The sequence below is a fragment of the Streptomyces sp. NPDC058246 genome (assembly GCF_042881985.1).
In the GTDB taxonomy this organism is placed as follows: Bacteria; Actinomycetota; Actinomycetes; order Streptomycetales; family Streptomycetaceae; genus Streptomyces.
Genome location: NZ_JBHVWZ010000010.1, coordinates 20,430 through 47,234, shown reverse-complemented (window position 1 = coordinate 47,234; position 26,805 = coordinate 20,430). Strand labels below are relative to the sequence as shown.

Below are 26,805 nucleotides of genomic sequence, written 5' to 3'. Positions count from 1 at the left end.
GGCACCCGGATTTCCGCACCGCCGCGACCTGCGGAAACCCACAGCCTGTGGACAACGGAAACGGCCCTCGAACCAATCGCGTTAACATGACGAGAAATCGTCCGGTACCCCGAGCGGACTGGAACGGAAGGCCGCCGTCGAGTGAGTACATCCCCACAGCAAGACCCCAGGGACCGCCCCGCGCGGCTCACCGTCGGCGTCGTCGGCGCCGGTCGTGTCGGCCCCGCGCTCGCCGCGGCCCTCCAACTCGCCGGGCACCGCCCGGTGGCCGTTTCCGGGGTCTCCGACGCCTCCAGGCGTCGGGCGGCGCAGCTGCTGCCCGACGTGCCGCTGGTGTCCCCGGCACAGGTCCTGGAGCGCGCGGACCTGGTGCTGCTGACCGTCCCGGACGACGCCCTGCCGGGGCTCGTCGAGGGGCTCGCCGAGACGGGGGCCGTGCGCCCCGGACAGCTGCTCGTGCACACCTCCGGGCGGTACGGCGCGCGGGTGCTCGACCCGGCGCTCAGGGCGGGCGCGCTGCCGCTCGCGCTGCACCCCGCCATGACGTTCACCGGCACCTCCGTGGACGTGCAGCGTCTGGTCGGCTGCTCCTTCGGGGTCACCGCCCCCGAGGAGCTGCGGCTGGCCGCCGAGGCCCTGGTGATCGAGATGGGCGGCGAGCCCGAGTGGATCGCCGAGGAGAACCGGCCGCTCTACCACGCGGCCCTCGCGCTCGGCGCCAACCACCTGGTGACCCTGGTCGCCGAGTCCATGGAGCTGCTGCGTGCCGCGGGCGTCGAGGCCCCCGACCGGATGCTGGGCCCGCTGCTCGGCGCGGCCCTGGACAACGCACTGCGCTCGGGCGACGCGGCCCTCACCGGACCCGTCGCACGCGGGGACGCGGGCACGGTCGCCGCGCACGTCGCCGAGCTGCGCAGGCACGCCCCGCAGACCGTCGCCGGCTATCTCGCGATGGCCCGCGCGACCGCGGACCGCGCGCTCGCCCACGGGCTGCTCAAGCCGGAACTCGCCGAGGACCTCCTGGGCGTGCTCGCCAACGACGGGACCGACGGGACCGAAGGGACCGAGGGGGACGCCCGATGACCACAGCCCTGCTGCGCACCGCCGAGGAACTGCACGCACGCGCGCGTGCGGGCCGCCGCGTCGTCGTGATGACCATGGGCGCGCTCCACGAGGGTCACGCCACGCTGATCCGCACCGCTCGCCAGATCGCCGGAGACCGGGGTGAGGTCGTCGTGACGGTCTTCGTGAACCCGCTTCAGTTCGGCGCCGGCGAGGACCTGGACCGCTACCCGCGCACTCTCGACGCCGACCTCAAGATCGCCGAACAGTCGGGCGCGGACGTCGTGTTCGCCCCCTCCGTGGACGAGGTCTACCCGGGCGGCGAGCCCCAGGTCCGTGTCAGCGCGGGCCCGATGGGCGAGCGTCTGGAGGGGGCCGTGCGCCCCGGCCACTTCGACGGGATGCTCACCGTCGTCGCCAAGCTCCTGCACCTCACCCGCCCCGACGTGGCGCTGTACGGGCAGAAGGACGCCCAGCAGCTCGCCCTGATCCGTCGCATGGCGCGTGATCTGAACTTCGGCGTGGAGATCGTCGGCGTGCCCACCGTGCGGGAGGAGGACGGGCTCGCCCTCTCCAGCCGCAACCGTTACCTCTCGACCGAGGAGCGGCGCACCGCCCTCGCCCTCTCGCAGGCCCTGTTCGCGGGCCGCGACCGGCATGCCGCGCAGGAGGCCCTGCGCGCGCGGGCCCGCGAAGTGCCCGCCACGCGCGCGCGTGCCGAAGCCCTCAGCGCCATAGGTGAATCCCGCGCCGCGGCCGACGCGCACGCCGTGGCCAAGGCCGCCCCCGGCGGCCCCGCGGGCGTCCGCGCGGCCGCCCGGCTGGTCCTCGACGAGGCGGCCCGTATGCAGCCGCCGCTGGCGCTGGACTACCTGGCCCTGGTCGACCCCTCCGACTTCACAGAGGTCGGGGACGACTTCACCGGCGAGGCGGTCCTCGCCGTCGCCGCCCGGGTCGGGACGACCCGGCTGATCGACAACATCCCCCTCACCTTCGGAGCCGCCTCGTGACCGGCAAAGGCACAGGTACTGGTACTGGTATCGCCACGGGTACGGATACCGCCACAGGTACCGGCATACGACTGCACGCGCCCGCCCCCGGCTGGGCTCTGACCGCGGACGTCGTGGTCGTCGGCTCCGGCGTCGCCGGCCTCACCGCGGCCCTGCGCTGCGAGGCGGCCGGCCTGAACACCGTCGTGGTCACCAAGGCCCGCCTCGACGACGGCTCCACGCGCTGGGCGCAGGGCGGCATCGCCGCGGCCCTCGGCGACGGCGACACCCCCGAGCAGCACCTCGACGACACGCTGGTGGCGGGCGCGGGCCTGTGCGACGAGGAGGCCGTACGCATCCTGGTCACCGAGGGCCCCGACGCCGTACGCCGTCTGATGGCGACCGGCGCCCACTTCGACGAGTCCACCGAGGGCGAGCTGGAACTCACCCGCGAGGGCGGCCACCACCGCCGCCGCATCGCGCACGCGGGCGGCGACGCGACCGGCGCCGAGATCTCCCGGGCACTCGTCGAGGCGGTACGCGCGCGTGGCCTGCGTACGGTCGAGAACGCGCTCGTCCTTGACCTCCTCACGGACGCCGACGGCCGCACCGCGGGTGTCACCCTGCACGTCATGGGAGAGGGCCAGCACGACGGCGTGGGAGCCGTGCACGCCCCCGCCGTGGTCCTCGCGACCGGCGGCATGGGCCAGGTCTACTCGGCGACCACCAACCCGTCGGTCTCCACGGGCGACGGCGTGGCCCTCGCCCTGCGCGCGGGCGCCGAGGTCTCCGACCTCGAGTTCGTGCAGTTCCACCCCACGGTGCTCTTCCTGGGCCCGGACGCCGAGGGCCAGCAGCCGCTGGTGTCGGAAGCGGTACGCGGCGAGGGCGCCCACCTGGTCGACGCCGACGGCGTGCGCTTCATGGTGGGCCAGCATGAGCTGGCCGAGCTGGCGCCCCGGGACATCGTCGCCAAGGGCATCATGCGGCGCATGCAGGAGCGGGACGCCGAGCACATGTTCCTCGACGCCCGGCACTTCGGCGCCGACATGTGGGAGCACCGCTTCCCGACCATCCTGGCCGCCTGCCGGGCGCACGGCATCGACCCGGTCACCGAGCCCGTCCCGGTCGCCCCGGCCGCCCACTACGCCTCCGGAGGCATCCGCACGGACGCCCGGGGCCGCACCACGGTGCCGGGCCTGTACGCGTGCGGCGAGGTCGCATGCACCGGCGTGCACGGCGCCAACCGGCTCGCCTCCAACTCCCTCCTGGAAGGGCTCGTCTACGCCGAGCGCATCGCCGCCGACATCGCGGCGGGCCGGTCGGAGAACGGGCTCCACGCGCGCGTGCCCGCACCGGTCCCGCACCCCGAGAAGCCCGCGCACCCGCTGCTCGCCCCGGAGGCCCGGTTCGCGATCCAGCGGATCATGACGGAGGGCGCCGGCGTGCTGCGCTCGGCCGAGTCCCTGACCCAGGCCGCCGACCAGCTCCAGCACCTCCACACCGAGGCCCGTGACGCACTCGACGAGAACGGCAAGACCTCCGAGCCCGGCGTCGACACCTGGGAGGCCACCAACCTCCTGTGCGTGGCCAGGGTCCTGGTCGCCGCCGCCCGCCTCCGCGAGGAGACCCGGGGCTGCCACTGGCGCGAGGACCACGCCGACCGGGACGACACCGACTGGCGCCGCCACATCGTCGTACGACTGAATCCCGACCGGACGCTGGCCGTACGGACCACGGACACCGCAGACTTCCCCCCGACCCTCCCCCAAGCGCCCGGTCTCGCCCGGGCAGGGGGAACCCCCATGCCCCAGCCGGCGCCCCGTCCCCAGGAGCAGTGACAGCAGTGAGCACCCCCGACCTTCCCCTCGCCCAGAGCGGCGGCTGCGGCGACGGCTGCGGCTGTGGCGCCGAAGCGGACGAGGCATACCTGGAGTGCGGTCTCGACCCCGCGCTCGCCCAGCTCCTCGCCGACGCCGGTCTCGACCCCCTGGAGGTCGAGGACATCGCCAACGTGGCCATCCAGGAGGACCTCGACCACGGCGTGGACGTGACGACCGTCGCGACCATCTCCGAGGACGCCGTCTCCACCGGCGACTTCACCGCGCGGGACGCGGGCGTCGTCGCGGGCCTGCGGGTGGCCGAGGCGGTCATCTCCGTGGTCTGCACCGACGAGTTCGCGGTCGAGCGGCACGTCGAGGACGGCGACCGCGTCGAGGCCGGCCAGAAGCTCCTGAGCGTGACGACCCGCACCCGTGACCTGCTGACGGCCGAGCGCAGCGCGCTGAACCTGCTCTGCCGCCTCTCCGGCATCGCGACCGCCACGCGCGCGTGGGCGGACGCCCTGGAGGGCACGGACACCCGCGTGCGCGACACCCGCAAGACGACGCCGGGGCTGCGCGCCCTGGAGAAGTTCGCGGTGCGCTGCGGCGGCGGCGTCAACCACCGCATGTCGCTCTCCGACGCGGCCCTCGTGAAGGACAACCACGTGGTCGCCGCCGGGGGCGTGGCGCAGGCCTTCAAGGCCGTACGGGAGGCCTTCCCGGAGGTCCCGATCGAGGTCGAGGTCGACACCCTGCACCAGCTGCGCGAGGTCGTGGACGCGGGCGCCGACCTGATCCTTCTGGACAACTTCACGCCCGTCGAGTGCGAGGAGGCCGTCGCCCTCGTGGGCGGCCGTGCCCTCCTGGAGGCCTCGGGCCGGCTCACCCTGGGCAACGCGGCGGCGTACGCCGCGACGGGCGTCGACTACCTGGCGGTGGGCGCGCTGACGCACTCGTCGCCGATCCTGGACATCGGCCTCGACCTGCGCGAGGCCGCGGCGGACGAGGCGTCGGCGGACCAGCCGTCGGCGGACCAGGTGCCGACGGACGAGGCGGAGCAGGGCTGATGCTCCTCACGATCGACGTCGGCAACACGCACACCGTCCTCGGCCTCTTCGACGGCGAGGAGATCGTCGAGCACTGGCGCATCTCCACGGACGCCCGTCGCACGGCCGACGAGCTCGCCGTGCTCCTCCAGGGCCTCATGGGCATGCATCCGCTGCTCGGGGAGGAACTCGGCGACGGCATCGACGGCATCGCCATCTGCTCGACGGTTCCGTCCGTCCTGCACGAGCTGCGCGAGGTCACCCGGCGCTACTACGGCGACGTACCCGCCGTGCTCGTCGAACCCGGTATCAAGACCGGCGTACCGATCTTGATGGACAACCCCAAGGAGGTCGGCGCCGACCGGATCATCAACGCGGTGGCCGCCGTCGAGCTGTACGGCGGGCCGGCCATCGTCGTCGACTTCGGTACGGCGACGACGTTCGACGCGGTGTCCGCGCGCGGGGAGTACACGGGGGGTGTGATCGCTCCGGGTATCGAGATCTCCGTGGAGGCGCTCGGTGTGCGGGGGGCGCAGCTCCGGAAGATCGAGTTGGCCCGGCCGCGGGCGGTGATCGGGAAGAACACGGTCGAGGCGATGCAGGCCGGGATCGTGTACGGGTTCGCGGGGCAGGTGGACGGGGTCGTGAACCGGATGGCCCGCGAGCTTGCCGACGACCCCGACGACGTCACCGTCATCGCCACCGGCGGCCTGGCCCCCATGGTCCTCGGCGAGGCGTCCGTGATCGACGAACACGAGCCGTGGCTCACGCTGATCGGGCTGCGGCTGGTGTACGAGCGGAACGTGTCGCGTACGTAAGGGTTCTTCGCCCCCGGCCGCCCCGGCCACCCCTGATCGTCCCGTGTCGGGAGGCCACGGCCCCCTGATGCCCCTGAACCTCCTGGCGCCTTCCCCTGACCCCCTGGCGCCTTCCCCTGACCCCCTGGCCTCCCCCTGACCCCCTGCTTGCCGCTCGGACGCCCCGGCTTTCCGGCCTGGACGGTCTCGCCCTCCAAGGCCGGAGGGGCTGAAACTCAGCCCCTCCGGAGAGGACGCGCCGCAGGTCGGTGCTATGCGGATTTTGTCTGATTAGCGCGTATCGTCGGGCCATGCCCACGCCATACGGATCCCGGGGCGGCATGGCGTTCGGTGCGGAGGAGCTGCGTGTGCTCCGTCGCGCTCTCGCCCTCGCCCTGCACCCCAGCCCCGCCTCGGCCGAGGACGTCCAGGACTGCCTCCGTCTCGCCGAGTCCGTCGACGAGGCGGCCCGTGAGGGAGCCAGGCTCAGGGCCTTCCTGCTTGCCGACCTGGCTCGCTACCGGGCCGCCCTGCCGGGCACCGCCGGCGGCTACCTCGCCCTCCTGGAGGAGGTCCTCGGTACCGGCTACCGGCCGGACCCCGACGACCTCGCCGCGCTCCGCGCCCTGCGCGGCGACCCCACCGCGGCCGCCCTCCTGGACCGCTGCCGGACCCTCGCGGAGCAGGACGTACGCGCCCGGCTGGCCGGGCGCACGGTCACCGTGGTCCCGCAGTCCCGGACGCGCCTGCTGGCCCTCCCCGGGGGCCGGGGCTCCGAGGAGCCCGCCAAGAAGCCGGCGGACAAGCCCGCCGAGCCGAAGCCGCAGCAGCAGCCTCCGGTCAGGTCCCCGCGCCCGGACCGGCCCATCCCGACACCGGGCGAGGTGTTCCCGCCGAAGCGCAAGCCCGGACCGCCAACGGCGAACCCCCCTCAGCAGCTCGCGGCGGGCTAGCTACTCTGGAGGCATGGACTACGTCTCCGCGCTCGTGCCCCCCGTAGTGATGGCCGTGTTCTTCATCGGGCTGATCGTGACGATCGTGAAGACCCAGGGCGGGGCCAACAAGTCCAAGGAGGACGCGTTCGTCGACGCCGCCCTCGCGCGCGCGGAGAACGCCCGCCAGGCCGACCGGGACACCGAGGCCTGATCCCACACCGACGTACAACACCCTCATCGGCGTACGACTCATACGTTTTTCGAGTCGTACGCCCTTTTTGTTGCCGATCTCCCACTATTGTTCTGAACTGTGCCTCGCCCATTGGGAGAACTCGAAGACGCGGTGATGACGCGGGTGTGGAAGTGGAACCGCCCGGTGACCGTTCGAGAAGTCCTGGAAGACCTTCAGCAGGAACGGTCCATCGCGTACACCACGGTGATGACCGTTTTGGACAATCTCCATCAGAAGGGCTGGGTCCGCCGTGAAGCAGAAGGCCGGGCCTATCGATATGAGGCCGTCTCCACACGGGCCGCCTACGCCGCCGCGCTGATGAACGACGCCTGGTCGCAGAGCGACAACCCCGCCGCCGCTCTCGTCGCCTTCTTCGGCATGATGTCCCCGGAACAGCGCGAAGCCCTGCGCGATGCCGTGCGTATGGTCCAGGGACCGGAAACCCCCGCGCCGGAAACCGCAGCGCCGGAAACCCCCGCGCCGGAGAACCCGGTGAACCCGGTCGGGAAGCCGGAGGGGAACCCGGAGGACGAGAACCCCGCCGCCGCCGAGGGCGGCGCCGGGCGATAGCGTCCGTTCATGCCAGCAGAGCATCCCGCAGAGGTTCCGGCGGAGCATCCGGCAGACCATCGCGAAGCCACCGCGAAAGCCATCACCGTCCGGCGGGCCAGGACCGGCGATGTCGCGGCCGTACGCCGTCTCCTTGACGCGAACGTCCGCCGCCGCATCCTGCTCGACAAAGCGACGGTGACGCTTTACGAGGACATCCAGGAGTTCTGGGTCGCGGAACGCGGTACCGGCTCAAGTGCCGAGGTGGTCGGCTGCGGTGCGCTGCACGTGATGTGGGAAGACCTCGCGGAAGTCCGCACTCTCGCGGTGAACCCCGTGGTCAAGGGCCATGGAGTCGGACATCAGTTGCTGGAGAAGTTGCTGGAGACCGCCCGCTGGCTCGGCGTTCGACGGGTTTTCTGTCTGACCTTCGAAGTCGAGTTCTTCGCGAAGCACGGCTTCGTGGAGATCGGCGAGACACCCGTTGACACCGATGTCTACGCCGAGCTCCTGCGTTCCTATGACGAGGGTGTGGCGGAGTTCCTCGGTCTCGAACGAGTGAAACCGAACACCTTGGGCAACAGCCGGATGCTTCTGCATCTGTGATCGCCGCCGACTATTCCGGCGGACCGCCTTGCCCAGGTGCCCTATGTCCGAAACGCGCACGTTTCCGGTCTGCCGGTGCCCTGTCGGTCTCCCCCAGGGGTTTGTGTTTTTCCAGCAAAAGCGGTTTGCTTTCCGACGTACTGCAGTACTGCATATAACAGGGGACCGCGAAACGGCGGATGCCGCTGACCCCCGGCCCTGAAGTTATCGATGAAAGGAAATCCGGTGGCACAGAAGGTTCAGGTCCTTCTTGTCGACGACCTCGACGGTGGCGAGGCGGACGAGACCGTGACGTTCGCGCTGGACGGCAAGACGTACGAAATCGATCTCACGACCGCCAATGCGGACAAGCTCCGTGGCCTTCTCGAGCCCTACGTGAAGGGTGGTCGTCGCACCGGGGGCCGTGCTTCGGGTGGACGCGGAAAGGCGCGCGTCGCTTCCGGCGGTAGCCAGGACACCGCGCAGATCCGCGCGTGGGCGAAGGAGAACGGCTTCGAGGTCAACGACCGTGGCCGAGTTCCCGCGACCATTCGTGAGGCCTACGAGAAGGCCAACGGCTGAGCGCACGCGCGCCGCAGCCTTACTCGATGGCACTGCGTCGCCATCGTGTCCACGAGTCGTACGAGATCGGGGGCGCCCCCACCGCCCCCCACGGCCGACAGTGTCGGCAGCGAGGGTTCGACCTCGCGCCCCATTTCGGGGGGCCGCAGCCACACGGCGGCCCCCTGTGAATTTTCCGGGACCCTCGACCGCGAGGGCATTCCCGATGAGCGCAGAGCCCCGGCCGTACCCGGTGGCAGCGGGGCCTCGATGCTCCGGTCCGCGCCGATCGCCGTGAGATCCAGATCCGGCGCGAGGGCGCCCCACTCCAGCCAGTCGAGCAGCCCCGGCAGCTCGTCCGCGCTGCCCGCGGCCACCAGAAGCCGCATCCGGTCCCCCCGCAAGGCCACCGGAGACCCCGGGCCCAGGTGCCGCAGTGCCGCGAATCCCGCCTCGGCGGGGGCCTCCAGCACGTCGAAGCGCAGGCCCGTGACGAGGTGTACCGGCGGGCCGGGCACGGTCGCCCAGCCCAGTTCGTTCTCGTACCACCGCCGCACTGGATCGCTCGAGTTGAGCGGCCGACGCGGGAGAGGGACGGTGGGAACTGTGGGAACCATGCCAGGAGCAACAGCCGGAAGACCCCCAGGGTTACGCTGGGTGTTCCGGCATGCGCACAGAGTGCCGGAAAGGGGGGCGTGCGGAGGCGTTGAGCGGCGCAAGGATGTTCGCCCATAGCTGAGGGAACCGGTGCGCGCCGCATGGAGTGTCAGTGCGTACGGGTAAGACATCCCTAGTGGGAGGGGCGACACGCATGGTTCGGGCATCTCACGTTCGCCATCGGCGTACAGATGGTGAGGGTATCTGCCTGGCCTGCGGGAACATCGTCTCGCACCATCAGGTTGGAGCAGATGTCGGCGTTCGGGGTCAGGAGGCCAAGGACGGTGTCGGCAGTTGGAATGAGCGGTCCCCGCTTGCGGGACTAAGCTGCGGAAGGACAGGGAGGGGAGCGTCCCCTTACTGCCTGACCGCTCTGAGGAGCGATTAACGATGTTCGAGAGGTTCACCGACCGCGCGCGGCGGGTTGTCGTCCTGGCTCAGGAAGAAGCCCGGATGCTCAACCACAACTACATCGGCACCGAGCACATCCTCCTGGGCCTGATCCACGAGGGTGAGGGTGTCGCCGCTAAGGCCCTGGAGAGCCTCGGGATTTCGCTCGAGGCGGTCCGCCAGCAGGTGGAGGAGATCATCGGCCAGGGCCAGCAGGCGCCCTCGGGCCACATTCCCTTCACCCCCCGTGCCAAGAAGGTCCTGGAGCTGTCGCTCCGAGAGGCTCTTCAGCTGGGCCACAACTACATCGGCACGGAGCACATCCTGCTCGGCCTGATCCGAGAGGGCGAGGGCGTCGCCGCCCAGGTCCTGGTCAAGCTGGGCGCCGATCTCAACCGGGTGCGGCAGCAGGTGATCCAGCTGCTCTCCGGATACCAGGGCAAGGAGACCGCCACTGCCGGTGGTCCTGCCGAGGGCACCCCCTCCACGTCCCTGGTCCTCGACCAGTTCGGCCGGAATCTCACCCAGGCCGCTCGTGAGTCCAAGCTCGACCCGGTCATCGGGCGCGAGAAGGAGATCGAGCGGGTCATGCAGGTGCTGTCCCGCCGTACGAAGAACAACCCGGTCCTGATCGGTGAGCCCGGCGTCGGCAAGACCGCCGTCGTCGAGGGCCTCGCCCAGGCCATCGTCAAGGGCGAGGTGCCCGAGACCCTCAAGGACAAGCACCTCTACACCCTGGACCTCGGCGCCCTGGTCGCCGGCTCCCGCTACCGCGGTGACTTCGAGGAGCGCCTGAAGAAGGTGCTCAAGGAGATCCGCACCCGCGGCGACATCATCCTGTTCATCGACGAGCTCCACACGCTGGTCGGTGCGGGTGCCGCCGAGGGCGCCATCGACGCGGCTTCGATCCTGAAGCCGATGCTGGCCCGCGGCGAGCTGCAGACCATCGGTGCGACGACCCTCGACGAGTACCGCAAGCACCTCGAGAAGGACGCGGCCCTCGAGCGCCGCTTCCAGCCGATCCAGGTGGCGGAGCCTTCCCTCCCCCACACGATCGAGATCCTCAAGGGCCTGCGCGACCGCTACGAGGCTCACCACCGCGTCTCCATCACGGACGAGGCGCTGGTCCAGGCCGCGACGCTCGCGGACCGCTACATCTCCGACCGGTTCCTGCCCGACAAGGCGATCGACCTGATCGACGAGGCGGGCTCCCGGATGCGCATCCGCCGGATGACCGCTCCGCCGGACCTCCGCGAGTTCGACGAGAAGATCGCGGGCGTGCGCCGCGACAAGGAGTCGGCGATCGACTCCCAGGACTTCGAGAAGGCGGCCTCTCTCCGCGACAAGGAGAAGCAGCTGCTGGCGGCGAAGGCCAAGCGCGAGAAGGAGTGGAAGGCCGGCGACATGGACGTCGTCGCCGAGGTCGACGGCGAGCTGATCGCCGAGGTCCTGGCCACGGCCACGGGCATCCCGGTCTTCAAGCTGACCGAGGAGGAGTCCTCGCGTCTGCTGCGCATGGAGGACGAGCTCCACAAGCGGGTCATCGGCCAGAAGGACGCCATCAAGGCGCTCTCGCAGGCGATCCGTCGTACGCGAGCGGGTCTGAAGGACCCGAAGCGTCCCGGTGGTTCCTTCATCTTCGCCGGCCCCTCGGGTGTCGGTAAGACGGAGCTGTCGAAGACCCTCGCGGAGTTCCTCTTCGGTGACGAGGACGCGCTGATCGCTCTCGACATGTCGGAGTTCAGCGAGAAGCACACGGTCTCGCGTCTCTTCGGTTCGCCCCCCGGCTACGTGGGCTACGAAGAGGGCGGGCAGCTGACGGAGAAGGTGCGGCGCAAGCCGTTCTCGGTGGTCCTCTTCGACGAGGTCGAGAAGGCCCACCCGGACATCTTCAACTCGCTGCTGCAGATCCTGGAGGACGGTCGCCTGACCGACTCCCAGGGCCGGGTCGTGGACTTCAAGAACACGGTCATCATCATGACGACCAACCTCGGCACCCGGGACATCTCCAAGGGCTTCAACCTCGGCTTCGCGGCCTCGGGTGACGTCAAGACCAACTACGAGCGCATGAAGACCAAGGTCAACGACGAGCTGAAGCAGCACTTCCGCCCGGAGTTCCTGAACCGTGTCGACGACACGGTGGTCTTCCACCAGCTCACCGAGGAAGACATCATCCAGATCGTCGACCTCATGATCGCCAAGGTGGACGAGCGGCTGAAGGACCGGGACATGGGCATCGAGCTCAGCCCGTCCGCCAAGTCGCTCCTCGCGAAAAAGGGTTACGACCCCGTCATGGGCGCCCGGCCGCTGCGCCGGACCATCCAGCGCGAGGTCGAGGACATCCTCTCCGAGAAGATCCTCTTCGGCGAGCTGCGTCCCGGCCACATCGTGGTCGTCGACACGGAGGGCGAGGGCGATGCCAAGGCCTTCACCTTCCGGGGTGAGGAGAAGTCGGCCCTCCCCGACGTCCCGCCGATCGAGCAGGCGGCCGGCGGCGCCGGGCCCAACCTGAGCAAGGAGGCGTAGGCGCTTCGGCGCTCGCCTGAACAGGGGCTGCCCCGGGACTTCGGTCCCGGGGCAGCCCCTTTCGTGTGCTCGGATCACGCCCTCGGTCCGCTCGATGACGGGAGTGCCCAGGAAGAACGCCAAGAGGTGTTCCGGTACGTCGGTCGTGTCGGTCACGTCGGGCGCTACTCCAGCGGCAGCCCCCGGGGAAGTGCCGAGTCGACGGAGTCGCCGTGCAGCGCGCGATGCCGACGTCGAGCATGCGCAGGACGCGGGACGACGAGAGCGGCGCCAGGGCACCCGGCTTCTCGAGGCCCGGCAGGGAATCGACCGAAAGCCATCTCAGGGGCGCCGGTCGCGGAGCAGGGCGCAGATCAGGCCGCACGTCAGGGGGTTGGTGGGGAGGCGCCCGAGGTCGGGCTCGGTCCGGACGGCGTCGAGGAGGGAGCGTTCGTAGCCGACCTCCCCCATGAGCCCTGACAGCCCTGATCCCCTACCGCTGACGCAGGGCAGCAGGCGTAGCCGCCGTCACATTCTCGGGGGCCTTGATCTTGTCGCGCGGTGACATGACGCACACGCGTTTTGTCCGTTACTAGGGGGAATAGTGGAGAGTCGAAAGTGGTCAAAAGGGACCTTTGGCCCGGGACGCGGAGGGTGGGTCGCGCATCGAGGGGTGTGGTCGCCGAGATAGGGGATTCCGTTGGGGCGTGACCTTCTCAAGTGGGTCTAAACCGAGTTTCCCGCGATAAATCCGGAAGATCCCTGACAGGGGTTCGGGCGCTGTCAAGGATCGTTAAGTTTTGCGATGAAGTACGACCGGACGTCGTAGATGACGGGTTTGGGCGCCCGTGGGGTTCGGGGTTACCAAGGGATGCCCCCACCGGTGGACGACAGTGCGCCGGGTGGTGGTGTCCCCGTCCCCGTCCCCGCGAGGTACCCATGTCGAAGCGCGTCACGTCCCGTCACTCCCACACGTCCCGTATCCGCACTCGGGCGGCCGTCCTGGCCGTCGGACTCGGCGCCTCGGTCGTACTGGGCGCCGGGGTAGCGGGCGCCGCCGACACCCTCAGCAGCGGCAAGGCCGTCACGGCGGCGAACGCCGTGCAGGCGCAGGCCGCCGCGCAGGCCAAGGCCGCCACCACGGCGAAGACCGCGGCCGCCGCCAAGGCCGCCGAGGGTGCCCCGCAGGCCGCCGCCAAGGGCGCCGCCGGCTGGGTCGACCCGGTGAAGAAGTACACCCTGTCCGCCGGCTTCAACCAGGCCGGCGCCATGTGGCAGTCCACCCACTCCGGTCAGGACTTCGCCGTGGCCAGCGGCACCGAGGTCGTCGCCGCGCACGGCGGCACCGTCGTCAAGGCCGGCGGCAACGGCGCCGGTGACGGTCCCGCGTACGGCAACGCCATCGTCGTCAAGCACGCCAACGGGACCTACTCGCAGTACGCCCACCTGTCCCGGATCGACGTGAAGATCGGCCAGGTCGTCGCCACCGGCCAGCACATCGCGCTGTCCGGCAACACCGGCAACTCCAGCGGGCCGCACCTGCACTTCGAGATCCGCACGACCCCCAACTACGGCTCCGCCATCGACCCCGTCGCCTTCCTGCGCGGCAAGGGCGTCACCGTCTGACGCATCAGGTGCTCAGGCGCCGCCGTGCGCCTGCGTCACCAAATCGATCGCGACCTCCAGGACCGCCTTGCGCTTGTCCTCGGGGTCGCCTTCGACGTCCTTGAGGACGAACATCCCGGCGTGCATCGTAAAGAGCGCGCTGATGCAGCGGACCTGGTCGGTCAGCGGCGCCTGGGGTTCCTTGATGATCTCGAGCATGCTGATCATGCGGTCCTTGAAGGTCTCGCCGATGCTCAGCTCCCGGACCGTCGCCTGGTTCTCCTGCATGAAGCGGAAGAGCGGTGACGCGCCGCCGAGGGCCTCGCTGTAGCGGCGCAGCACCTCCTGCTTGGTCTCCAGGGTGTGCGGCTGCCGCCCGCCCCACTCGATCAGCTCGTCGAGCGGCCTCGTCAGGTCCTCGAAGAGACTGATGAGGATCTCTTCCTTGGTCTTGAAGTGGTAGTAGAGCGCCGCTTTGGTGACGTCGAGGTGCTCGGCGATCTCGCGCAGCGAGGTCTTCTCGTAGCCCTGCTCGGAGAAGAGTTCGAGGGCCACGTCCTGGATGCGCTGGCGGGTGTCCCCGCGGCGCTGTCGCTTGGTGCCGTCCATGGTGCCGCCCATCCTCGTACTCCTCGCGCTCCCTGAAAACTTACTTGACGCCCGGCTAGTTACCGGTCTACCTTCCCGAGTGTAGTCAACTAGCCGGGCGGCAAGTAAGTGGCCGGCCGCGGCAGCGGTACCTAGGGGAGTGGAAACGATGGCGGACAACACCGAAACGGTCGCGCAGACCGCTGAGCAGCCAGGGGCGCCGGGGGAGAAACAACCGCGCAGCGTACGGGTCGTGCTCTTCGCGCTCATGATCGCGATGCTTCTCGCGATGCTCGACAACATGATCGTGGGCACCGCGATGCCGACGATCGTCGGCGAACTGGGCGGGCTCCAGCACCTGTCCTGGGTCGTCACCGCGTACACGCTCGCGACGGCCGCCTCGACTCCCATCTGGGGCAAGCTCGGCGACATGTACGGGCGCAAGGGCGCCTTCATGACCTCGATCGTGATCTTCCTGCTCGGCTCCGCGCTCAGCGGCATGGCCCAGGACATGGGGCAGCTCATCGGCTTCCGTGCCGTTCAGGGCCTCGGCGCCGGCGGTCTGATGGTCGGCGTCATGGCGATCATCGGCGACCTGATTCCGCCGCGGGAGCGCGGCAAGTACCAGGGCATGATGGCCGGCGTGATGGCCTTCGCCATGATCCTCGGACCGCTGGTCGGCGGCACCATCACCGACCACTGGGGCTGGCGCTGGTCCTTCTACATCAACCTGCCGCTCGGCGTCGTCGCGCTGATCGCCGTCAGCATCGTCCTGCACCTGCCGAAGAAGCGGGTCGAGGCGAAGATCGACTACCTCGGTGCCGGGCTGCTGGCCCTCGGTATCTCGTCCATCGTGCTGGTCACCACCTGGGGCGGCTCCGAGTACGCCTGGGGCTCCGCCCGGATCATGGAGCTGATCGGGATCGGTGTCGCCGCGCTGGTCGGCTTCGTCTTCTGGCAGACCAAGGCCGCCGCGCCGGTCGTGCCGCTGCACATCTTCAAGAGCCGCAACTTCACGCTGATGTCGATCATCGGATTCATCACCGGCTTCGTGATGTTCGGCGCGGTGCTCTTCCTGCCGCTGTACCAGCAGTCCGTGCAGGGTGCGTCCGCCACCAACTCCGGGCTGCTGCTCCTGCCGATGCTCGGCGCGATGCTCGTCGTCTCGATGATCGCCGGACGGGTCACCACCAACAGCGGCCGCTACAAGGTCTTCCCGCTCGTCGGCAGCGTGCTGATGATCGTGGGGCTGTTCCTGCTCGCGCAGATGGACACCGGCACGACGCGTCTCACGTCCGGGCTCTACATGGCGGTGCTCGGCGCGGGCATGGGCTGCCTGATGCAGATCACCATGCTGGTCGCCCAGAACAGCGTCGAGATGAAGGACATGGGCGTCGCGTCCTCGTCCACCACTCTCTTCCGTACGCTCGGCTCGTCCTTCGGCGTCGCCATCATGGGCGCGCTGTTCAACCACCGGGTGCAGGACGTCATGACCCAGCGGGCCGGGGCGATCGGGTCCAAGGTGACCGAGCAGTCCGCGCAGCTCGACGCGGCCAGCCTGGCGAAGCTGCCTGCGGTGGCCCGGGAGGCCTACCAGCACGCGGTGTCCGCCGGTACGCACTCCGCGTTCCTGCTCGGATCCATCGTGGCCGTCGTCGCGCTGGTCGCGGCGGTGTTCGTGAAGGAGGTTCCGCTGAAGGGAGCGGGACCGGGGGCGGATGCGCCCTCGGACGACGTGCTGTCGAAGGCGACCGTGGTCGAGGTGGTCTGACCCCTCCTGGTTCGAAGGCCCCCGGCGTTGTCCGCCCCGGGGGCCTTCTTCCGTGCATGGGGTGGAGTCCTCGGTGCTACTTCTTCCGTGCATGGGGTGGAAACCGCGGTGCCATTCCCCCGTGCACGGGGTGGAATCCGCGGTGCCATTCCCCCGTGCACGGGGTGGAATCCGCGGTGCATTCCCCTGTGCACAGGGTGGAGTCCTTGGCGCCATTGCTCCGTGCACAGGGTGGAACCCTCGGGGCTACTTCCCCGTCGTCGGCGGCAGTATCGGATAGCTTCCCGTGTTCGTCGGAGCGTGCTCCGGCAGCCACAGGACCGCGACCGCGCCCTCGGCGGGTACGTCGTGCGGTGCCCCGGCGGGGCGTACGTTGCGGAAGGTCAGGCGGGCGCCCAGCACCCGGGCCTGGCCGGCGGCGATGGTGAGGCCCAGGCCGTGGCCGTGGCCCGCCCGGTCGGTGCTGCCCGTGCGGAAGCGGCTCGGGCCCTCGGCGAGCAGCGCCTCGGGGAAGCCGGGCCCGTGGTCGCGGACGCGGATGACGCGGCCCTCGACGGTGACCTCGATGGGCGGTTTGCCGTGCCGGGAGGCGTTCGCGAGGAGGTTGAACAGGACGCGTTCCAGGCGGCGCGGGTCGGTCGTGACCTCCGACTCGTGCACCACGCGCACCTCGACGTCCGGGTCCTTGGCCGCCACCCGCCGGGTCACGAACTCGCCGAGCATGATGTCCTGCAACTCGGCCCGCTCGGAGGCGCCGTCGAGCCGGGCGACCTCCAGGACGTCCTCGACGAGGGTGCGCATGGCCTGCGCCCGGTCCCGGACGAGCTCGGTGGGCCGCCCCGGCGGCAGCAGCTCCGCCGCCGTCAGCAGCCCGGTCACCGGCGTCCGCAGCTCGTGCGCGATGTCCGCCGTCACCCGGCGTTCGGCCTCGATGCGCTGCTGGAGCGCGTCCGCCATGGCGTCCACGGCCCGCGCGAGGTCGTCGGTCTCGTCACGCACGACCCCGCCGATCGCATCCCGTACGCGGACCTCGGTCTCGCCCTTGGCGACCTGGTTCGCGGCGGACGCGGCCTTGCGCAGCCGGCGCGACAGCTGGCCGCCGATGAGCACACCGAGCGCGCTGCCGCCGAAGACGACCGCGATGGAGCCGATCACGAGGGCCTGGTCGAGGTCCTTCATGACCTTCGTGTTGCGGTCGGTGAACCGCTCGTGCCAGGACAGCACCCGACCGTCCCGCAGCGGTACGGCGGCCCAGATGTCCGGCACACCGTTCGCGCCCTCCGAGACGTAGGTCGCCCGACGTCCCGCCGAGACCTTCGCGAGCAGGTCCGGGGGGATGGCAGGGTCGTCGATCTTGGCCCCGAAAGGGGGCGGCCGGCCGGGCCCGTACATGCGTTGCGCGAGCTGGATGCGCTCGTCCGCCAGGTCGCGCGAGTTGTCGAGCATCGAGACGCGCGCCGCATTGTGCACGACCAGGCTCAACGCGATCGCGACGAGCGCGCCGACCATGGCGATCGCGGCGCTGAGCTTCCACCGGATGCCGGTGCGCAGGCTCATACCGTCACCCGTGGGTCTGTCCGGGCCGCCGGCGGCACCGCCCCGGTCCGGTCGCTGAAATATCCCCCGCATACTCCCGCTCAGGCCTTCAACTTGTAGCCGAAGCCGCGGACCGTCTCGATCCGGTCCTGGCCGATCTTCGTGCGGAGCCGCTGCACGTGGACGTCGACGACGCGGGTGTCCCCGCCCCAGCCGTAGTCCCACACACGTTCGAGCAGCTTGTCGCGGCTCAGCACCGTACCCGGAGCGGACGAGAACTCCAGGAGCAGCCGCATCTCGGTGGGCGTCAGCGCCACCGGCGTACCGCCCTTGAGGACCTCCATGCCCTCGGTGTCGATCTCCAGATCGCCGAAGGCGAGCACCCCGCCGTCGACGGACGAGGCGCCCTCGGTTGTCTGGGCGCCGCCGTTCGCATGCCCGAAGCGCCGCAGCACCGCGCGGATCCGGGCCACCAGGACCGCACCGTCGAACGGCTTGGTCACGTAGTCGTCGGCGCCGGCCTCCAGCCCCAGCACGACGTCGATCGAGTCGGCGCGGGCGGACAGCATGATCACGGGCACGGTCGACTCGTCCCGGATACGGCGGCACAGCGAGACTCCGTCGAGCCCGGGCACCATGACGTCCAGCAGGGCGATGTCGGGGCGGTCGGCGCGGAAGGCCTCCAGGCCGGACAGTCCGTCGGGCATGGCCGTGACCGCGAAGCCGTCGCGCTCCAGGGCGAGCTGCGTGGCCTCGCGGATGACGTCGTCGTCCTCGACGAACAGGACGTGGGTCTGCTCTGCCATCCGGCTGCTCTCCGTGTGCTCTCGGTTCGAGGGGGCGGGGGTGTCGGTCGGTTCGAGGGGGCGGGGGGTGTCGGTCGCTTCGAGGGGGCCGAGTGTGATCAGTTCGAGGGGGCGGGCGTTTCGGTGCCGCCCACCGCGTTGCTGTAGTCGTTGTGGATCCGCGACTCCTCGGTGAACCGGGTCGCGGACCAGCCGTAGGTGATCACTTCTTCGCTGGAGGGATACGACACCGGGTCGCCCTTCTTGTACAGCTGCTGTGTGACCACCAGATCGCCCCGGTCGATCTCGGCGTAGACCGGCGGCTCCTCGGCCTTGAAGACATTCTGGTACCTGCCGCCCTCCCTGCGGTACACGTACGAGCCGACGCCGACGGCATCGCCGCAGGTCATCACGTTGATCACGACGTCGTCCGAGGAGCCTCCCGTCAGGTCTCCGTACGACACGTCGACCGGGTACTCGTCGGCGACGCACGGCTTCAGATCGCGCTTGACCGACGTGCTGACCTCGGGGTCGTCCTTGACGAGCTGGACCGCGTCCACCCGCGTGGGCGGCTTGCCGGGCGAGGCGGAGGGGGACGTGGTGGCGCCCTTGGCCACCGCCTCACTGCCCGCCGGACCCTCGTCGCGGGCGCCCGTACCGCCGGTGGCGCAGGCGGTAAGGAAAAGGCCGAGGGCGGCGAGCACGGCCGCCGCCGCACTCCCCGCCTTCAGGACCTGCCTGGCCCGAGTTCCTAGGCCGCGCAACGCTCCCGCTCCTCACCCGGTTCGAGCGCGCGGGCGCCGCGCTCCTCGTGGTCCCGGCTCTCCAGCTCCTCGCGGAGCCGGGCCAGCGCCCGGTGCAGTGTGCTCTTGACCGTTCCGGCCGACATGCCGAGCGCGGCGGCCGTCTCCTCAGTGGACATCTGCTCCCAGTGTCGCAGCACCACGACGCTGCGCTGCTTGGGAGCCAGCACCTTCATGATGTCCATCAGCAGCGCCCGGTCCGCGTGCTGCTCGGTGGAGTCGTCGACGGACGCGTCCGGCAGCTGCTCGGTCGGGACCTCCTCCAGCTTCCGGGCCCGCCACCACTCGGTACGCGTATTGATCATCACCCGGCGCAGGTAGGCGTCGGCCAGCCGCTTGTCCGCGATGCCGTCCCAGCGTCCGTACGTCCGCACGAGCGCGGTCTGCAGCAGGTCCTGGGCGTCGACCGGGTCGGGGACCAGACGGCGGGCACTGCGCAGCAGCGCGTCCTGTCGAGTGCGGACGTACTCCTCGAATTCGAGCACCTCGCCGTGCGCCATGATCAACCGCCTCCATCCCCGTTTCCGACCTGCCTGCTGCCGGTTGTCCGTTACCTCTGCGCCGCCCTGTGTGCGGTACGCAAATGAAGCTACGGAGCTGTTGTCACGGGGGTGTCCGAGCCAGCCTGCGGCAAGCAATCGGCTGTCCGTCGGTTGTGTAACGGATGTAGGTGCGGGGTAAGGCAAGGTGATTTTATGTCCGGTCCGGGCTGGATTTATCACCCCTGTCGCGCCAACGGCTATGTCAGCGGGAGGCGATACAGACCGCCGGGAAGCGGTTCCACGAGTCCGTCGGCGACCAGGCCGTCGAGAGCGCGGGCCCGCTGTACCGGTTCGTCCCATACGCGGTCCAGGGCCTCCTGCGGAACCGGCGCGGCGTTGTCCCTGAGAACGGCGAGGAGCCTCCCGCGGACCTGCCTGTCCGTGCCCGCGTACGTCTGACCGCGCCGCGGCGGTCCCTCGTGCTCCGGCTTGCCCGCCAGCCGCCACGCGCACTGCGCGGCGATCGGGCAGCGCCGGCAGTCCTCGTTCTTCGCGGTGCAGACGAGCGCGCCGAGCTCCATGGAGGCGGCGGCCCAGCGGGAGGCCGTGCGCTCGCTGTCGGGGAGCAGCGCGCGGGCGAGCTTGCGCTCGGCGGCTGTGGTGGCGTTCGGCGGGTACCGCACACCGGTCACCGCGCGGGCGAAGACCCGCCGGACGTTCGTGTCGAGCACGGCGTGCCGCTGCCCGTACGCGAACGACGCGACCGCGGCCGCCGTGTACTCCCCGATCCCGGGCAGCGCGAGCAACTGCGCGTGCTCGGTGGGTACGTCGCCGCCGTGCCGTTCCGTTATGGCCACCGCGGCGCCGTGCAGCCGCAGCGCGCGCCGGGGGTAGCCGAGCCGGCCCCAGGCGCGGACGGCCTCGCCCGAGGCCTCCTTCGCCAGGTCGGCGGGGCGGGGCCAGCGGGCCAGCCACTGCTCGTACACCGGCAGCACACGGTTCACCGGCGTCTGCTGGAGCATGAACTCGCTGACCATCACTCCCCACGGTCCGGCGTCGGGACGCCGCCACGGGAGATCACGGGCGTGCTCGTCGAACCAGGCGATGACGGGGGTGTGCAGGGTCTCGCCGGGGGCGTTCTGGGGGAGCTTGGTGGGTGCAGTCATCGGGGTCGATCCTGCCATGTATGGAGGTGGGGGGCGCGTGGTGGCGGCCGGTGGCTGGGGTGTTTCTCGCCCTCTCCGCCCCTACCCGTCCCATCCCGGGGCTGCGCCCAGACGCCCTGGGTGGTCCTTCGGCCGCGGGTGGTGGGGGCTTGTCGCGCGGTTCCCCGCGCTGCTTCAGGGCGCGGTCCAGGGTGAACAACCCTCTGTCTCCGGGATGATGATCCGGAAAAGTTGACGCCGGGGCGGCGGGTGGGGCGAGCGCCCGGGCGGATCTCTCGTACAGTTTGCGCCGTGGGATCACTGCGCAATCCGGTCGGGCCGCTTCCCTCCACCATCTACTGGCGTAGGAGGGCCGTTCTGCTGTCCGCGGTCGCCCTGTTGGCGCTGCTCATCGTCTGGGTGGTCGGCTCCGGCGGTGGAGGCGGCAAGAACAACTCGGACGGCTCGAACGGCAAGAATCCCGCGCCCACGATCACTCCGGGCCCCTCCGGCTCGGGCCCGGCGATCAGCCAACACCCGGGCGGACGCGACGAGTCGAGCGGTGGCGGCACCGGTAGCGGCGGAAGCGGCGGCGGATCGGGATCCGGTTCCGGGGGCTCCGGCGGCACGTCGGCCGGCGGTTCCGGCGACGGGTCCAACGCCACCGGCGGGACGGACGGACAACTCCCAGCCGGTTCCAGCCTCCCCAACTGCACCGCAGGCGCGGTCAAGTTGACCCTGCGCAGCGTCCACAACGCGTACGCCCCCGGCGAGAAGCCCACGTTCCGGCTCATCGCCAAGAACTCCTCCGGCAGCGACTGCAAGGTCGATCTCGGCCCGAAGAACGCCGTGTTGACGATCACTCAGGCGAGCAGCGACGCCGACTTCTGGTCCTCGGACGACTGCCCGAAGAGCGCCGGGAGCCTGCTCTTCCGCGTCCCGGCCGACGACCAGGTGGTCTACACGGTGGAGTGGGACCGGACGGCGAGCGCCCCCCGGTGCGCCACGCCTCCGGCGGGTTCCGCGTCCGCGGGCACGTACTTGCTGGAGGCGAAGGCGCCCGGCCTGACGAAGGCCCAGACGTCGTTCGTCCTGTCCAAGGACTGACGGGCGCCGGGGCACCGGCAGGAACTACGGGCGCTACGGCGCCGGGTCACGGACAGGCGCTACGGGCGACGGGGCACCGACAGGCGCTACGGGCGCCGGGCCGACAGGAGTTGGTGAGTCCGTCCTGTGGCTCCGTCCGCGGCGCTGGCACGAGGGCCCCTCCGCGGCGCCTGAGCCAGGGCCACTCCGCGGCGCCAGGCGCCAGAACCCCTCCGCAGTGCTCGGCGTCGGCCACGTGGCTCCGGCGCCGGGCGCCAGACCGGGACAACGTTGCCCTGGGTCGCCGCTGGAAGCCGCAGAGGCTAGACGTACCGCTCCAGAATCGACGACTCCGCCAGTCGCGACAGGCCCTCGCGGACGCTGCGCGCCCGTGCCTCGCCCACGCCGTCGACCGTCTGAAGGTCGTCCACGCTGGCGGCGAGCAGCTTCTGCAGACCGCCGAAGTGCTCCACGAGCCGGTCGATGATCGCGCCGGGCAGCCGGGGCACCTTGGCGAGGAGCCGGAAGCCCCGCGGAGAGACGGCGGAGTCGAGGGCCTCGGGGGAGCCGGTGTAGCCCAGCGCCCGTGCCACGGTGGACAGTTCGAGCAGCTCCGCGTGGCTGAGCGCGTCCAGCTCGGCGAGTGCCTCGTCGACCGTGCGGGAGCGCTTGGCGGTCGGCTCGGGCACGTAGTCACGGACCACGAGTTCGCGCTCGGGCTCCACACCCGCGATCAACTCGTCCAGCTGGAGCGCGAGAAGCCGCCCGTCGGTGCCCAGTTCGACCACGTACTCGGCGATCTCGGTGGCGATGCGGCGCACCATCTCCAGGCGCTGGGCGACCGCCGAGACGTCCCGGACGGTGACCAGGTCCTCGATCTCCAGCGCCGACAGCGTGCCCGCGACCTCGTCGAGGCGGAGCTTGTAGCGCTCCAGGGTCGCGAGGGCCTGGTTGGCGCGGGAGAGGATCGCGGCGGAGTCCTCCAGGACGCGGCGCTGACCGTCGACGTACAGGGCGATCAGGCGCATCGACTGGGAGACCGAGACGACGGGGAAGCCCACCTGCTTGCTCACCCGGTCCGCGGTGCGGTGCCGGGTGCCGGTCTCCTCCGTCGGGATGGTCGGGTCGGGCACCAGCTGCACGCCCGCCCGCAGGATCTTGGTGATGTCCTTGTCGAGCACGATGCCGCCGTCGAGCTTGCACAGCTCGCGCAGCCGGGTCGCGGTGAACTCGACATCCAGCACGAAACCGCCCGTACACATCGCTTCGACGGTTTTGTCGGAGCCGAGCACGATGAGTCCGCCCGTGTTGCCGCGGAGGATCCGCTCGAGCCCGTCGCGCAGCGCTGTGCCGGGTGCCACGGCGCTCAGCGAGGCGCGCATCAGGCCATCGGCACCGGAGCTCCCACCGGACTTTCCGGGAGCTGCTGCCCGGTCGTTGGCTGCCACTGCACTCCTCCGGTCGCGGGTTTCCGGTCGCCCTCGGTTCGTACGGACGGGCGAGACCAGGGCAAAGTCTACCGGCGGTCCTCGTCCTCCCGTGGGGCCTCTCTGCGACGGGAGCGTGGAAGGACACGCAGCGCGTCGCCCATGTCCGCGACTTCCAGGACCTTCATGCCGGGAGGGATCTTGCCCGGGTCGGTCGGGACAAGGGCGTGCGTGAAGCCGAGGCGGTGCGCTTCGGCTAGCCGGCGCTGGACGCCCGTGACCCGTCTGACCTCGCCCGCGAGCCCGACTTCGCCGATCGCCACGAGGTTCTTGGGGAGCGGGGTGTCACTCGCGGCGGAGGCGAGGGCGAGCGCGATGGCGAGGTCCGCGGCCGGCTCGGAGAGCTTCACACCGCCGACCGTCGCCGAGTAGATGTCCCGCTTCCCGAGGGCGGTGATCCGTCCGCGCTGCTCCAGGACGGCGAGCATCATCGAGACGCGGGAGGTCTCCAGACCGGAGGTGGTGCGGCGGGGGGAGGGAATCTGCGAGTCGACGGTCAGCGCCTGGACCTCTGCGACCAGGGGGCGGCGGCCTTCCAGGGTGACGGTCAGGCAGGTGCCGGGGACCGGCTCGGCACGGCGGGTGAGGAACAGACCGCTCGGGTCGGTCAGGCCGGTGATGCCCTCGTCGTGCAGCTCGAAGCAGCCGACCTCGTCCGTCGTCCCGTAACGGTTCTTGACCCCTCGGACGAGACGGAGGCGCGCGTGCCGGTCGCCCTCGAAGGAGAGCACCACGTCCACGAGGTGTTCGAGAAGCCGCGGGCCGGCGATCGCGCCGTCCTTGGTGACATGGCCCACGAGGAGGGTGGACATGCCACGCTCCTTCGAGGCCCGGATGAGCGCGCCCGCGACCTCCCGCACCTGCGCCATGCCACCGGGCGCGCCGTCGATCTCCGGGGAGGCGACCGTCTGGACCGAGTCCAGGATGAGCAGGGACGGCTTCACCGCGTCCAAGTGGCCGAGGACGGCGGCCAGATCGGTCTCCGCGGCGAGATAGAGGTGGTCGTGGATCGCCTTGATGCGGTCCGCGCGGAGGCGGACCTGGCCGGCCGACTCCTCACCCGTCACATAGAGCGTGCGGTGCTCGTCGCTCGCCGACTTCGCCGCCACGTCCAGCAGGAGCGTGGACTTGCCGACCCCCGGCTCACCGGCGACGAGGACGACCGCGCCGGGGACCAGGCCGCCGCCCAGGACGCGGTCCAGCTCGGGCACGCCGGTGCTGCGAGCCGTGGCCTGACGGCCGTCGACCTGCCCGATGGGCACGGCGGACGTGGTGACGCGGCCGGGTGTGGTCGTGCGGACCGCGGGCGTGCCGTACTCCTCGACCGTCCCCCAGGCCTGGCACTCGGGGCAGCGGCCGAGCCACTTGGCCGTCTGCCAGCCGCACTCGGTGCAGCGGTAGGACGGCCGGTCCTTCGCGGTTTTCGTACGGGCAGCCATGCACGGAACCGTAGCCGAGGCCACTGACAGCGCGGGGCCGGCCGTGTGAGGCGGGCCCGAGACCGGTCGTACGAGCGTGGGAGACCGGTTTCCCGGGGCGGCCTGGGCGGTCCGGTTGGGGGAGGCCGGTTTCCCGGGGCGGCGCTGGGCGGTCCGGTTGGGGGAGGCCGGTTTCCCGGGGCGGCGCTGGGCGGTCCGGTTGGGGAGACCGGCATCCGGGGTGGCGCTGGTCGGTCCGGCTCGGGATCACCCCGTCACGGCACCCTCGACCCCGACCCCCTCGACCCCCTCGTCCATCGCCGCCTCGGGCTCCCGCGCCGTACCGCCGCGCAGGGCGAGCAGCACCAGCAGCGCCGCGAACAGGGCTGCCGAGCCGCACACCACGAAACCGATCGAGTAGCCGTGGCCGAGCGCATCGAGGGCGTACGCGCGGGCGGCGCCCGGTGGGGAGCTCGCGGGGACGGAGTTGAGGGCGAGGGGGCCGCCCTCCTTGAGGACCTCGTGGGCCGCGGCCTGGGACGCGGGGGCCAGCTGCGAACCGGCGAGCGACTTCGTGACCTGGGAGGCGGCCTGGCTCAGGGCGACCGCGCCGATGACGGCGGGGCCGAGGGTGAAGCCGAAGTCGCGCAGCAGGTTCGTGGAGGCGCTGGCCATGCCCGCGAGAGGCACCGGCACGGTGTTCACGGCCGTCGCCGTGATCGACGAGACGGTGAACGCGAAGCCGACGCCGACCAGTCCGAGGGGAAGGATCAGCGACGTCAGCGCCCGGTCGTCGACCGCGAGCGTGGCCGCCAGGAAGTCACCGGCCGCGATCAGCAGCAGGCCGGCCGTGAGCAGCCTGCGCGCGGACACGCGGGCGAGGAGGCGTGAGGTGAGCGGGGTCAGGAAGGGGGTGATGCCGTTGAGGAGCAGGAACGCGAAGGCCGTACGCATCGGGCTCTGGTGCTGGATCGGGCCGAGCCGGATGCTCGCCCCGTAGGCCGTGCCGAGGAAGCTGAACATGCCCACGACGGCCACGACGGACGCCACCGCGAACGAGCGGTTGCGGAACAGGTCGAGCCGCAGGAGCGGGGAGGCGGCGCGCCGCTCGGCGGTGACGAACAGGACGAGGAAGGCCGCCGCGACGACGAACGCGACGACCACCGGTGCCGACCCCCAGCCGTCGGTCGGCCCCTGGATGACCGCGTACAGCAGCGCGAAGAGTCCCACCCCGATGGTGATCTGACCGCCGATGTCCAGCGAACGCCCCTCCGGGGAGCGGGAGTCGGTGGCGAGCAGGACGCTCACCAGCGCGCTGACCGCGGCGACGATCGCCACCACCACGAAGGACCAGCGCCACGATCCGTATGTGCCCGTGATCCCGCCGAGAAGCGGTGCGAGGAAACCGCCCGCGGAGAGGCTGGACGCCCACACGGCGATCGCCCGGGCCCGCTGGGCGTGTGTGTGCGTGCCCGCGGCGATCATCGCGAGCGAGGTCGGGAAGAGCGCCGCCGCGCCCAGCCCGGCCAGCGCCTGTCCCATCCACAACTGGTGGACGCCGGAGCTCGCGGCCGCGACGACCTCGCCGGCGCCGAGCAGGACCGCGCCGCCGACCAGCAGACGCTTGCGGCCGAAGAGGTCGCCGAGGACCCCGAAGGACAGCTCGAGGACGGTGACCGGGAGGAGAAAGGCGTCGGATATCCACGTCAACTGCGAGCCGACCGGGTGCAGATGCTCCTGGAAGAGGCCGTTGAGGGTGGCCGGGATCGCGATCCCGATCTGTGCCAGACACACGGCGAGGCAACCGGCGATCAGGGTGCCAAGAGGCAGACGGGGTGAGGGTGATGGAGGCATGGGGAGTCCCTAGGTCGCTGAGGCGAGATCTTTCGGCCAGTCCGGCGTTTATGACGAGGCCGTCCAGGCCGCCGATACGGAGGGCTGGGGGCGGAGCTCCCCAGGTACGGGACG

General features: G+C 70.7%; 24 protein-coding genes and 1 pseudogene. 14 read left to right on the top strand and 11 right to left on the bottom strand.

Going from position 1 to position 26,805, the window contains the following annotated elements; all coding sequences use genetic code 11:
- The first annotated feature begins 141 nt into the window (after nucleotides 1-141).
- From ACFVXA_RS17090 to ACFVXA_RS17045, 10 genes and pseudogenes are all read left to right on the top strand, one after another.
- A complete protein-coding gene (locus ACFVXA_RS17090) occupies nucleotides 142-1,083 on the top strand; it encodes a Rossmann-like and DUF2520 domain-containing protein (RefSeq protein ID WP_383739852.1) in 942 nt (313 codons plus the stop codon).
- Nucleotides 1,080-2,072 (top strand): pantoate--beta-alanine ligase, encoded by a 993-nt coding sequence (panC, locus tag ACFVXA_RS17085; protein ID WP_389512441.1) that lies wholly within the window; start codon nucleotides 1,080-1,082, stop codon nucleotides 2,070-2,072. Before ACFVXA_RS17090 ends, panC begins: the two co-directional genes overlap by 4 nt.
- A 29-nt stretch (nucleotides 2,073-2,101) precedes the next feature.
- Entirely contained in the window at nucleotides 2,102-3,892 is a 1,791-nt protein-coding gene (locus ACFVXA_RS17080; RefSeq protein WP_390025553.1) for an L-aspartate oxidase, read from the top strand.
- Nucleotides 3,893-3,897: 5 nt separating this feature from the next.
- Nucleotides 3,898-4,869 (top strand): annotated as a pseudogene (gene nadC / locus ACFVXA_RS17075) (carboxylating nicotinate-nucleotide diphosphorylase); the annotation flags it as partial.
- Between the two features lie 71 nt (nucleotides 4,870-4,940).
- Nucleotides 4,941-5,738, top strand: coding sequence for a type III pantothenate kinase (locus tag ACFVXA_RS17070; protein WP_362028532.1), 798 nt, complete (start codon nucleotides 4,941-4,943; stop codon nucleotides 5,736-5,738).
- 320 nt (nucleotides 5,739-6,058) lie between these two features.
- Nucleotides 6,059-6,670, top strand: coding sequence for a hypothetical protein (locus ACFVXA_RS17065; RefSeq protein ID WP_389467266.1), 612 nt, complete (start codon nucleotides 6,059-6,061; stop codon nucleotides 6,668-6,670).
- A 13-nt stretch (nucleotides 6,671-6,683) separates the two neighbouring features.
- Nucleotides 6,684-6,863 carry a hypothetical protein gene (locus tag ACFVXA_RS17060; RefSeq protein ID WP_362028535.1) on the top strand — a complete coding sequence of 60 codons (180 nt, stop codon included), beginning with the start codon at nucleotides 6,684-6,686 and terminating at the stop codon, nucleotides 6,861-6,863.
- 135 nt (nucleotides 6,864-6,998) lie between these two features.
- Complete coding sequence (locus ACFVXA_RS17055) at nucleotides 6,999-7,454, top strand: BlaI/MecI/CopY family transcriptional regulator (RefSeq protein ID WP_383740020.1); 456 nt, start codon at nucleotides 6,999-7,001, stop codon at nucleotides 7,452-7,454.
- Nucleotides 7,455-7,463: 9 nt separating this feature from the next.
- Nucleotides 7,464-8,039 carry an amino-acid N-acetyltransferase gene (locus ACFVXA_RS17050; protein ID WP_390025424.1) on the top strand — a complete coding sequence of 192 codons (576 nt, stop codon included), beginning with the start codon at nucleotides 7,464-7,466 and terminating at the stop codon, nucleotides 8,037-8,039.
- Between the two features lie 225 nt (nucleotides 8,040-8,264).
- The gene (locus ACFVXA_RS17045; RefSeq protein ID WP_330310228.1) at nucleotides 8,265-8,600 is read left to right on the top strand and encodes an Lsr2 family protein; all 336 of its coding nucleotides are present in this window, start codon (nucleotides 8,265-8,267) and stop codon (nucleotides 8,598-8,600) included.
- Here the strand turns inward: ACFVXA_RS17045 and ACFVXA_RS17040 are convergent.
- Complete coding sequence (locus ACFVXA_RS17040; protein ID WP_390025422.1) at nucleotides 8,579-9,196, bottom strand: SCO3374 family protein; 618 nt, start codon at nucleotides 9,194-9,196, stop codon at nucleotides 8,579-8,581. The two genes, ACFVXA_RS17045 and ACFVXA_RS17040, sit on opposite strands and share 22 nt — an antisense overlap.
- A 430-nt stretch (nucleotides 9,197-9,626) precedes the next feature.
- Here ACFVXA_RS17040 and ACFVXA_RS17035 point away from each other — a divergent pair, with 430 nt between their 5' ends.
- The gene (locus ACFVXA_RS17035; RefSeq protein WP_362028546.1) at nucleotides 9,627-12,152 is read left to right on the top strand and encodes an ATP-dependent Clp protease ATP-binding subunit; all 2,526 of its coding nucleotides are present in this window, start codon (nucleotides 9,627-9,629) and stop codon (nucleotides 12,150-12,152) included.
- 321 nt (nucleotides 12,153-12,473) lie between these two features.
- Here the strand turns inward: ACFVXA_RS17035 and ACFVXA_RS17030 are convergent, their stop codons facing one another.
- Nucleotides 12,474-12,602: a hypothetical protein gene (locus tag ACFVXA_RS17030; RefSeq protein WP_383740042.1), complete on the bottom strand. Its 129-nt coding sequence runs from the start codon at nucleotides 12,600-12,602 to the stop codon at nucleotides 12,474-12,476.
- Between the two features lie 468 nt (nucleotides 12,603-13,070).
- Between ACFVXA_RS17030 and ACFVXA_RS17025 the strand changes: the two genes are divergently transcribed.
- Nucleotides 13,071-13,757, top strand: coding sequence for a M23 family metallopeptidase (locus tag ACFVXA_RS17025; RefSeq protein ID WP_383739842.1), 687 nt, complete (start codon nucleotides 13,071-13,073; stop codon nucleotides 13,755-13,757).
- Between the two features lie 12 nt (nucleotides 13,758-13,769).
- Here the strand turns inward: ACFVXA_RS17025 and ACFVXA_RS17020 are convergent, their stop codons facing one another.
- On the bottom strand, nucleotides 13,770-14,357 hold the full coding sequence (locus ACFVXA_RS17020; RefSeq protein ID WP_362028551.1) for a TetR/AcrR family transcriptional regulator: 588 nt from the start codon (nucleotides 14,355-14,357) through the stop codon (nucleotides 13,770-13,772).
- A 136-nt stretch (nucleotides 14,358-14,493) separates the two neighbouring features.
- Here ACFVXA_RS17020 and ACFVXA_RS17015 point away from each other — a divergent pair, with 136 nt between their 5' ends.
- A complete protein-coding gene (locus ACFVXA_RS17015; protein ID WP_362028554.1) occupies nucleotides 14,494-16,095 on the top strand; it encodes an MDR family MFS transporter in 1,602 nt (533 codons plus the stop codon).
- A gap of 246 nt (nucleotides 16,096-16,341) precedes the next feature.
- On the opposite strand, the gene cseC is transcribed toward ACFVXA_RS17015, so the two are convergent.
- The 5 genes from cseC to ACFVXA_RS16990 all read right to left on the bottom strand — a co-directional run bounded on the left by cseC (nucleotide 16,342) and on the right by ACFVXA_RS16990 (nucleotide 20,867).
- Nucleotides 16,342-17,652: a two-component system sensor histidine kinase CseC gene (cseC, locus tag ACFVXA_RS17010; RefSeq protein ID WP_362028557.1), complete on the bottom strand. Its 1,311-nt coding sequence runs from the start codon at nucleotides 17,650-17,652 to the stop codon at nucleotides 16,342-16,344.
- An 80-nt stretch (nucleotides 17,653-17,732) separates the two neighbouring features.
- Entirely contained in the window at nucleotides 17,733-18,437 is a 705-nt protein-coding gene (gene cseB / locus ACFVXA_RS17005; RefSeq protein WP_362028560.1) for a two-component system response regulator CseB, read from the bottom strand.
- Between the two features lie 98 nt (nucleotides 18,438-18,535).
- Nucleotides 18,536-19,180: a hypothetical protein gene (locus ACFVXA_RS17000; protein WP_362028563.1), complete on the bottom strand. Its 645-nt coding sequence runs from the start codon at nucleotides 19,178-19,180 to the stop codon at nucleotides 18,536-18,538.
- Nucleotides 19,168-19,719 (bottom strand): SigE family RNA polymerase sigma factor, encoded by a 552-nt coding sequence (locus ACFVXA_RS16995; RefSeq protein WP_362028566.1) that lies wholly within the window; start codon nucleotides 19,717-19,719, stop codon nucleotides 19,168-19,170. Before ACFVXA_RS16995 ends, ACFVXA_RS17000 begins: the two co-directional genes overlap by 13 nt.
- A gap of 239 nt (nucleotides 19,720-19,958) precedes the next feature.
- Nucleotides 19,959-20,867 (bottom strand): A/G-specific adenine glycosylase, encoded by a 909-nt coding sequence (locus ACFVXA_RS16990; RefSeq protein WP_383739836.1) that lies wholly within the window; start codon nucleotides 20,865-20,867, stop codon nucleotides 19,959-19,961.
- Between the two features lie 291 nt (nucleotides 20,868-21,158).
- Here ACFVXA_RS16990 and ACFVXA_RS16985 point away from each other — a divergent pair, with 291 nt between their 5' ends.
- Nucleotides 21,159-21,953: a hypothetical protein gene (locus ACFVXA_RS16985; protein ID WP_390025420.1), complete on the top strand. Its 795-nt coding sequence runs from the start codon at nucleotides 21,159-21,161 to the stop codon at nucleotides 21,951-21,953.
- Nucleotides 21,954-22,255: 302 nt separating this feature from the next.
- Here the strand turns inward: ACFVXA_RS16985 and disA are convergent, their stop codons facing one another.
- From disA to ACFVXA_RS16970, 3 genes are all read right to left on the bottom strand, one after another.
- Complete coding sequence (gene disA, locus ACFVXA_RS16980) at nucleotides 22,256-23,380, bottom strand: DNA integrity scanning diadenylate cyclase DisA (protein ID WP_362028575.1); 1,125 nt, start codon at nucleotides 23,378-23,380, stop codon at nucleotides 22,256-22,258.
- A 68-nt stretch (nucleotides 23,381-23,448) separates the two neighbouring features.
- The gene (gene radA / locus ACFVXA_RS16975; protein ID WP_362028579.1) at nucleotides 23,449-24,858 is read right to left on the bottom strand and encodes a DNA repair protein RadA; all 1,410 of its coding nucleotides are present in this window, start codon (nucleotides 24,856-24,858) and stop codon (nucleotides 23,449-23,451) included.
- 246 nt (nucleotides 24,859-25,104) lie between these two features.
- The gene (locus tag ACFVXA_RS16970) at nucleotides 25,105-26,691 is read right to left on the bottom strand and encodes an MFS transporter (RefSeq protein WP_390025418.1); all 1,587 of its coding nucleotides are present in this window, start codon (nucleotides 26,689-26,691) and stop codon (nucleotides 25,105-25,107) included.
- Nucleotides 26,692-26,805: the final 114 nt, after the last annotated feature.

Coding starts and splice junctions, on each gene's coding strand:
- panC (WP_389512441.1), top strand. CDS start 1,080: ATGACCACAGCCCTGCTGCGCACCGCCGAGGAACTGCACGCACGCGCG.
- ACFVXA_RS17070 (WP_362028532.1), top strand. CDS start 4,941: ATGCTCCTCACGATCGACGTCGGCAACACGCACACCGTCCTCGGCCTC.
- ACFVXA_RS17065 (WP_389467266.1), top strand. CDS start 6,059: ATGGCGTTCGGTGCGGAGGAGCTGCGTGTGCTCCGTCGCGCTCTCGCC.
- ACFVXA_RS17060 (WP_362028535.1), top strand. CDS start 6,684: ATGGACTACGTCTCCGCGCTCGTGCCCCCCGTAGTGATGGCCGTGTTC.
- ACFVXA_RS17055 (WP_383740020.1), top strand. CDS start 6,999: ATGACGCGGGTGTGGAAGTGGAACCGCCCGGTGACCGTTCGAGAAGTC.
- ACFVXA_RS17050 (WP_390025424.1), top strand. CDS start 7,464: ATGCCAGCAGAGCATCCCGCAGAGGTTCCGGCGGAGCATCCGGCAGAC.
- ACFVXA_RS17040 (WP_390025422.1), bottom strand. CDS start 9,196: ATGGTTCCCACAGTTCCCACCGTCCCTCTCCCGCGTCGGCCGCTCAAC.
- ACFVXA_RS17035 (WP_362028546.1), top strand. CDS start 9,627: ATGTTCGAGAGGTTCACCGACCGCGCGCGGCGGGTTGTCGTCCTGGCT.
- ACFVXA_RS17030 (WP_383740042.1), bottom strand. CDS start 12,602: ATGGGGGAGGTCGGCTACGAACGCTCCCTCCTCGACGCCGTCCGGACC.
- ACFVXA_RS17025 (WP_383739842.1), top strand. CDS start 13,071: ATGTCGAAGCGCGTCACGTCCCGTCACTCCCACACGTCCCGTATCCGC.
- ACFVXA_RS17020 (WP_362028551.1), bottom strand. CDS start 14,357: ATGGGCGGCACCATGGACGGCACCAAGCGACAGCGCCGCGGGGACACC.
- ACFVXA_RS17015 (WP_362028554.1), top strand. CDS start 14,494: ATGGCGGACAACACCGAAACGGTCGCGCAGACCGCTGAGCAGCCAGGG.
- cseC (WP_362028557.1), bottom strand. CDS start 17,652: ATGAGCCTGCGCACCGGCATCCGGTGGAAGCTCAGCGCCGCGATCGCC.
- cseB (WP_362028560.1), bottom strand. CDS start 18,437: ATGGCAGAGCAGACCCACGTCCTGTTCGTCGAGGACGACGACGTCATC.
- ACFVXA_RS16995 (WP_362028566.1), bottom strand. CDS start 19,719: ATGGCGCACGGCGAGGTGCTCGAATTCGAGGAGTACGTCCGCACTCGA.
- ACFVXA_RS16990 (WP_383739836.1), bottom strand. CDS start 20,867: ATGACTGCACCCACCAAGCTCCCCCAGAACGCCCCCGGCGAGACCCTG.
- radA (WP_362028579.1), bottom strand. CDS start 24,858: ATGGCTGCCCGTACGAAAACCGCGAAGGACCGGCCGTCCTACCGCTGC.
- ACFVXA_RS16970 (WP_390025418.1), bottom strand. CDS start 26,691: ATGCCTCCATCACCCTCACCCCGTCTGCCTCTTGGCACCCTGATCGCC.